Source organism: Bradyrhizobium sp. (assembly GCF_049512235.1).
In the GTDB taxonomy this organism is placed as follows: domain Bacteria; phylum Pseudomonadota; class Alphaproteobacteria; order Rhizobiales; family Xanthobacteraceae; genus Bradyrhizobium.
In genome coordinates this window covers 1-7,431 of sequence record NZ_JBEKXH010000324.1, presented here as the reverse complement: position 1 = coordinate 7,431, position 7,431 = coordinate 1, and the positions used below count along the sequence as shown (strand labels likewise).

Genomic DNA, 7,431 nt, shown 5'->3' with positions numbered 1-7,431 from the left:
GCCCACAGCTTGGCCTTGGCGCGGGCATAGAGCACATCGAGCACGAACCGCCCTTGGCCCTTCACTACCTGGCGCGAGCGCAACTCGTTGAGAATGGCGAGCGCCGGAATTTCCCACATCGAGGTGTGGGTCCAGGGGCCGTGGAAATGCAGTTCATATTGGCCGTCGACCTTGCGCAGCTCGTATTCGGGCAGCCGGAAGGCGGCGAGCCAGCGGATGAAATCAGGCGAAAACATCTGGGTCTTGCCGTAGAAGGTATTACCGGCGAGCCAGATCAGCTCCTTCTTGGCAAAGCGGATGGTGCGGGCGTGATCGAGCTGGGCGCGCAGTTCGCCCTCGTCGATCACCTCGGCGAGCCGCACATGCCGGCTGCGATTGATGACCGAGAAGGTGACCCGCTGGTCCGGATAAAATTCCCGGATCATTTGCAGCATCAACAGCTTGTAAAAATCAGTATCGAGCAGGCTGCGCACGATCGGATCGAGCCGCCAGCCATGATTATAGGTCCGGGACGCAATGTCGGTAACTGCCATAGCGCAACTCTATCCCGCCGCAGGCTATGCAACCAGTGGCTTTCGGCATGGCCGGTCACCGCGGCGTCCGTAGCCGGGCCCGGGTGACGGCTGTCCGGATGCCGGTCCAGGGCGGCTTGTCCGGGGCGAATTGCTGCCGCAGATAGGCTATGAGCTCCGCAATCTGATCGTCTGTCAGGCTGTCCTTGAAGCCGGGCATGTAGCCGAGATCGCTCGACACCGGAGAAGTGATGCCATCGAGGATGATCAGGATCAGATTGTCCGGCACCGCGCCGTGCAGATTGCTGTTCAGCGCCAGGGACGGCCGGCTGCCGAACAGGGGTGCGCCGCCGACCTGATGGCAAACCGCGCAGGCGCCCTCATAAAGCCGCGCGCCGGCCAGCGATGCGGATACGGACCGGGCGCGGGTCGAGGCTTCCAATTGGGCGGCCAGAGCGTCCTGACTGGTTTGACCGATCGCGGGTTCATTGAAGGAAGCGAGATAGACCGCCATTGCCCTGATGTCCTCGTCCGGAAGTGCTGCGAGTTCCTTCACCACGGGCGCCATCGGGCCAGCCGCCACCCCATGAAACCGGGATTCGCCCGTGCGCAAATAGCTGAAAAAGTCATCCTCGCTCCAGGGGATCGGCGCGAGCGACAGCGACGTCAGCGGCGGCGCCTCCCAGCCTTCGGCCAAACCGCCGCCGAGATAGGCGTCGGCTTTTTCCGCGCCCAGCACATTGCGCGGCGAATGGCAGGCACCGCAATGACCGAGGCCTTCGACCAGGTAGGCGCCGCGATTCCAGATCGCTGATTTCGTCGCCTCGGCCTCGAACGCATGTGACCGATGGAACAGCGCATTCCATCCCGCCATCAATGGGCGCCAATTGAATGGAAGGGCGAGCGTGGTTTTGCGATTTTCGGCGCGCACCGGCGCCTGCGCCATCAGAAAAGCGTAGAGCGCTTGCAGGTCGGCATCGCTGGTCGCGGCAAAATGAGTATAGGGAAAGGCCGGATAAAGATGCCGGCCGTCGCGATGGATGCCCTCGCGCATGGCGCGCTCGAAGGCGGGGTAGGACCATCCGCCGATCCCGGTCTCGGGGTCAGGCGTGATGTTGGTGCTAGTGATGATACCGAATGGCGTCTCGATGGCGCGGCCGCCGGCATTGAGGGCGCCGCTGGTGCGGGTGTGGCACACGGCGCAGTCGCCGAGCGCGGCAAGTTGCCGGCCGCGGGTGATGGTCGATTGCGAATAGACCGACGCATCCGGCGGGGCGATCGGCGCGATCGCCCGCCACGGCAGCACCGCGGCGGCGACGCCGACGGCGGCGGCGCATACCGCCGAGATCGTCGCCAGCGCGCCGCGCCGTCTGACGAACGGATTTCGCCATCGGCCGGCCGAAGCTTTTGCCTTGGGCGCCGCCAATGCCGGCGCAGTTGCTGCCGCATCCTGTTCGCCGCGCAATCCCCTGAGAATTCGATCCGGGGTGAACGGCAGCTCGCAAAACCGCACGCCGGTCGCATCGAAGATGGCATTGGCAATCGCGGCCGCGCTCGGCACCGATGCCGACTCGCCGATCCCGAGCGGCGGCTGATCGGGGCGCGGCAGCATCAAGACGTCGATTTTTGGCAGGTCCGGAAATTTGATGATGGGGTAGGCGCCCCATTCGCGACTCGCAACCGAGGTGCGATCGAACGAGACTTCCTCCATCAGCGCGCGGCTGCTCGACTGGATCACATTGCCGTGGATCTGGTGGCGGACGCCCTCTGGATTGATCATCAGCCCGGAATCCTGGCCGGCGACCACGCGGGTGACGCTGACATCGCCGGTCGCCGTGTTGACGGCGACGTCGGCGATCCACGCCGACCAGGCGGCGCCGTAACCGGGAAACTGGCTGTGCACATAAAGCGCGTAGGCAAAACCCCGCCCGCGCACGATGTCGCCCTCCGCTACCGGTTGCTGACGTTGTGGGCGCGGGGTCCAGGCGGCGCGCGCGGCAACGGCCTTGATGAGGTCGACCGCCCTCTGATCCCTTAGATAGCGCAGGCGGTATTCGATCGGGTCAACGCCAGCCTCGCTCGCCAGTTCGTCGATATAGGATTCATGGGCGAAGGTGTTCGGCAGCGCCGAGACGCCGCGAAACCATGACGCGCGCACGATCGGCGGCATGTCGTGCGCGTCCACGCGGATGTCGTCAAAATCATAAGGGGGGATCGCGGTGCGGTCGCCCATTTCCGATACCGCCGCGACTGGCGCAATCGCACCGGTCAGCAGCAGCGCCAAAGTGGGTGCGCTGTTGGATGGATAGCGGGTGGCAAAATCATAACCGGCGACGCCGCCATCGGCGCGCAGCCCGCCCCTGATATCCATCAGTTGCGCCGTGCCTTTCGGCTCCCACGCATGCTCCTGTTCACGGCTCAACTGCACGCGGACCGGACGGCGGACCGCGCGCGACAACAAAACCGCGTCGGCGGAAACGTCGTCGGCGCAGTTGCGGCCGTAGCAGCCGGCGGCCTCCAGCCGGATCACCTCGATGTCGGCTTCCGGCCGCGCCAGCAGCAGCGCCAGGTCGGCGCGCAGGATGTGCGGATTTTGCGTGCCCGACCACACCCTGATGGCATCGTCCCGGACATCGGCGACGGCGCAGGACGGCCCGATCGAGCCATGCATCTGGTAGGGCCAGACATAAGTCCGCGCCATCGGCTTGGCGGCGGCCGATATCGCGGCGTCGACGTCGCCCTTGTCGATCAGGGTCCGCGGCGTCGAGGGATTGGCGCGTAGCGCGCGCTCGATATTCTTCAGGTCGGGCAGCGCCGGCGCCGGTTTCCAGGTCACTTTGAGTTGCGCGGCCGCGTTGACCGCATTCTCCTCGCGCTCGGTGACGACGCCGACGAAATCGCGGATCGTGACGACGGCAACCAGCCCCGGAACATCGCGCACTGAAGCTTCGTCGACCGTGATGAGGCTGGTGCCGACGAACGGGCCGGCATCGACGCCGGCGTAAGGCGGCCGCACCACGCGGCCATGCAGCATGCCGGGCACGCGCACGTCATGCACATAGACCTGTTCGCCGGTCGCTTTCGCGACAAGGTCGGCTCGCCGCACCGACTGGCCGACAATGCTGTAGGTATCGACCGCTTTGACGACGGCGTCATTTGCCAATTCGAGCCGGATGGTCTCGTCTTCGATCAATTCGCCGTAGCTGACGCTGCGGTTGTCGCGGCCGCGGATCAGGCCGTCTTCGACCGTGAGGTCTTCGACCGGAAGGTCCAGGCGCAGCGCGGCGCGCGCCAGCAGGAAATGTCGCGTCTGCGCCGCGGCCTTGCGCAGCGGCACCGCCGAAACCTGAATGGTCTCGCTCGCAATCGTGGCGCCCTGATCGGGAACGCGCGAGGTATCGCCGAGCACGACGACGACACGGGCAAAGGACACGTCGAGTTCTTCGGCGACGATCTGCCCGAGCGCGGTGCGGATGCCGGTGCCGAGGTCGACATGGCCGTTGAAGGCCGTGACCGAACCATCGGCCGTGATCCTGATAAAAGTTTCGAACGTGCCCGGCGCGCCCGAGCGCGCGGCGCGAACGATCGACAGCGATCCCGCCTGACGCTCGCGATGGTCGGGCACATCGGATGCAGCCATCAGTCCGGTACCTCGGCGGCCTCGCCCGCCGCCCGCATCACCGCGCGCATGATTTCAACATGCGCGCCGCAGCGGCACAGATTATGGCGCAGCGCTTCCCGTGCCTCACTCTCGGAAGGGTTGATGTTGCGCATCAACAGCGCCTTGGCGGTCATGATCATGCCGTTGAGGCAGTAGCCGCATTGCGCGGCCTGTTCATGGATAAAGGCCTGCTGCACCGGATCGGGATGGGCGCGCGAGCCAAGGCCTTCGAGCGTCAGAATATCGTGGCCGGCGCAGCCGCCGATCGGAATCACGCAGGCGCGCGCCGCGGCGCCATCGATCAGCACCGTGCAGGCGCCGCATTCACCGAGCCCGCAGCCGTATTTCGGTCCGTTCAATTCGAGATCGTTGCGCAACACGTATAATAGCGCGGTATCGGCGGCGGCGGCGACGTCATGGATCCTGCCATTGACCGTCAGGCGGATCTTCGGCTGCGTCATGCGTGTGGGGTTCCCGCCCAATCGTTGCGCCCTGCGATACATCGCGTTCAATGCGCGCGAGGATACCGTTTGCATACAAACGTGCAAGCATGCCGTTCCCGGCGACAACCATTGCCCGGTTTGTGAACAGCCGATGCAGGCAAATGAGCTAATATTCGGCAACGCTCGCTTTCGCCGGCGAGGCGCGCTTGACAGCTCGGCGAGGCGCGCGCAACGTCATTCGTATACGAACGAAGTCGCCGTCGGGCGACAGCCTTGCCGCCGGGCTGAAATCGCTGCCACTGCCCCGTTTGGCCGTTCGACAGTCTGACGCTGGCTTGTGAGCTCTTCATGCTGACTGATGCGACTAAAGCCGCCGCCGACAAGATCCGCTGCGATGCCTGCCCTGTCATGTGCTACATCAAGCCAGGGGCGGCGGGGGCCTGCGATCGCTACGCCAATCAGAACGGCGAACTGGTGCGGGTCGATCCGCATATTGTGCTGGAGCGAACGGTGTCCCATGGCGGACGGCTGGTGCCGTTCCAGGCCGGTGGCGATTGGGACGGCAAGATCGTCCACCAGGGCGACGTGTTCGTCACCGCGATCGGCGCCGGCACCACCTATCCCGATTACAAGCCCGCGCCTTTCATCGTGTCGTCCGAGATCGACGGCGTCGACATGGTCACGGTGGTGACCGAAGGCATTTTTTCCTATTGCGGCGTCAAGGTGAAGATCGACACCGATCGCTATCTCGGTCCGGAGACGGCGAACGTTCGGGTGCAGGGCGAGGCCGTCGGTCACGTCACCACCAGCGAGTACGGCTCGCAAATGCTGTCGCTGGGCGGCGTGCATCATTTGACCGGCGGTTCGAAGAAGGAAGGCCGCGTCACCTGCGACGCGCTGATGGATTTGAGCAACTGCAAGCCGGTCGAGCTTGTTATCGATGGCGGCGCGACCGTGGTGGTAAGGGCCGGACATCCGCCCGTCGTCAACGGCGTCGCCGAAGAGCGGATGCGGGTCGGCTGCGGCTCGGCGACCATCGGCATGTTCGCCAGGCAATGGCATGGCAAGGTCGATGAGGTCGTCGTGGTCGACGACCACATTACCGGCGTTCTCAGTGAACATCAGGCCGGCAAGCTCTTGGATATTCCCGATACCGGCATCAAGCTGAAGGGGCGACGCTCGACGCCGGGCCGCTATTTCCAGGTCGCCGAGCCCGGCACCGGCTGGGGCGGCACCATGATCTCAGATCCGCTCTCGGTGCTGGGTCCGTTCGACCCCAAGGTGGCGCGGCAGGGCCTGACCATGCTGATGGTCTCTACAACAGGCGAACACGCGGCCTATTATGAGCTCGACGCGGCGCTCAAGCCGATCGAGAAGATGATGCCGGCTGAACTCATTCTTTCGGTCGAGCGCATCCAGGAGAATTGCGAACCGGCGCTGTGCACCGTGCTGTTCATGGCCGGCGCCGGCGGCTCGCTGCGGGCCGGCGTTACCGACAATCCGGTGCGGCTGACACGGTCGGTCAAGGAGGCGCTGACGCGTGTCACCAGCGGCGGCGCTCCGGTCTATGTCTGGCCCGGCGGCGGCATCACCTTCATGGTGGATGTGACGCGCTTGCCGGCAGGCGCTTTCGGCTATGTGCCGACCCCGGCGCTGGTGGCGCCGATCGAATTTACCTTGCGGCTTGAAGACTATGCGGCGCTGGGGGGACATATGGATCACGTCCGTCCACTGGCCTCGCTGAAGGACAGTACCGAAATCCGCCAATTGCCTGCGCAGCCCGGACAGCGGCCATGACAAGGCGCCCGCAAATCGCATATCTGGCGGATGGCAGGCGGCTTCATCTGCAGGATGGTCCGATCGACCTGATCGTGGAAGCCCGCGGACGCGCGGCGGAAATCGAGACGGCCTACAGCGCCGCAGGACATCGCTTTACCGGCCTGCTCGACGAACTCTGCGACGAGCTGCCGCTGTTGCGACAGCAATCCGATGCCGCCAGATGCCCCATGCGGGGCCCGGTCGCACGCCGCATGCACGCCGCCGTGGCGCCATTCGCGTCGGATCATTTTATCACCCCCATGGCGGCGGTTGCGGGCGCCGTCGCCGAAGAAATTCTCGGCGCGATGCTGGACGCGGCATGCGTGACCCGGGCTTACGTCAACAATGGCGGCGACATCGCGCTGCACCTTTCCTGCGGCGAACGTTTTACGATCGGCTTGCTGGACCGGCCGGACGCGCAGGGGGTGGTGCAGACGACGATGGTCGGTGCCGACGATCCGGCGCGGGGCATTGCGACCAGCGGCCGCCATGGCCGCAGTTTCTCGCTCGGCATTGCCGACGCCGTGACGGTCCTGGCGCGGACCGCGTCGCAAGCCGACGCCGCCGCGACCATCATCGCCAACGCCGTCGACCTCCCTGGGCACCCTGCCGTGGTCAGGTGTCCGGCCCATGATTTGCAGCCCGACAGCGATCTCGGCGCGCGGCTTGTCACGCGCGAAGTCGGCGCGTTGTCAGGATCCGAGATTGCCAGGGCGGTCAGTGCTGGTGCGGCTTGCGCCGGCGAACTGCTCGCCGCGGGATTGATCGATGGTGCCGCCCTGCGGCTCCACGGCGAGACCGTCGTCGTCGCGTTGAGAGCGATCGATATGCCGGGATCGCGCGGCAGCGCCATCGAAGGTGCTGTCCATGCCTAGAGGATCGATCCCATGAAAGGCATCATATCCACGCTCTCGGTCCTCTTCCTCCCCTCCCTCCCCGCGCGGGGCGGGGAGGGGTCGGGGGTGGGGGGTGGCGCGGCGTACACCGAAGCAGCGGT

General features: G+C 65.5%; 5 protein-coding genes. 2 read left to right on the top strand and 3 right to left on the bottom strand.

Going from position 1 to position 7,431, the window contains the following annotated elements; all coding sequences use genetic code 11:
- The 3 genes from ABSG20_RS24885 to ABSG20_RS24875 all read right to left on the bottom strand — a co-directional run.
- Positions 1-533, bottom strand: a 533-nt coding sequence (locus ABSG20_RS24885) for a beta/alpha barrel domain-containing protein (RefSeq protein ID WP_490338336.1), incomplete at its 3' end; no start/stop codon positions are given.
- 55 nt (positions 534-588) lie between these two features.
- Complete coding sequence (locus ABSG20_RS24880; RefSeq protein WP_423867154.1) at positions 589-4,152, bottom strand: molybdopterin cofactor-binding domain-containing protein; 3,564 nt, start codon at positions 4,150-4,152, stop codon at positions 589-591.
- Positions 4,152-4,634: a (2Fe-2S)-binding protein gene (locus tag ABSG20_RS24875; protein ID WP_423867153.1), complete on the bottom strand. Its 483-nt coding sequence runs from the start codon at positions 4,632-4,634 to the stop codon at positions 4,152-4,154. The genes ABSG20_RS24880 and ABSG20_RS24875 overlap by 1 nt, the downstream gene beginning before the upstream one ends.
- A gap of 330 nt (positions 4,635-4,964) precedes the next feature.
- On the opposite strand from ABSG20_RS24875, the gene ABSG20_RS24870 reads away from it, so the two are divergent.
- Entirely contained in the window at positions 4,965-6,413 is a 1,449-nt protein-coding gene (locus ABSG20_RS24870) for a 6-hydroxynicotinate reductase (protein WP_423867152.1), read from the top strand.
- A complete protein-coding gene (locus ABSG20_RS24865) occupies positions 6,410-7,309 on the top strand; it encodes a UPF0280 family protein (RefSeq protein WP_423867151.1) in 900 nt (299 codons plus the stop codon). Before ABSG20_RS24870 ends, ABSG20_RS24865 begins: the two co-directional genes overlap by 4 nt.
- Positions 7,310-7,431: the final 122 nt, after the last annotated feature.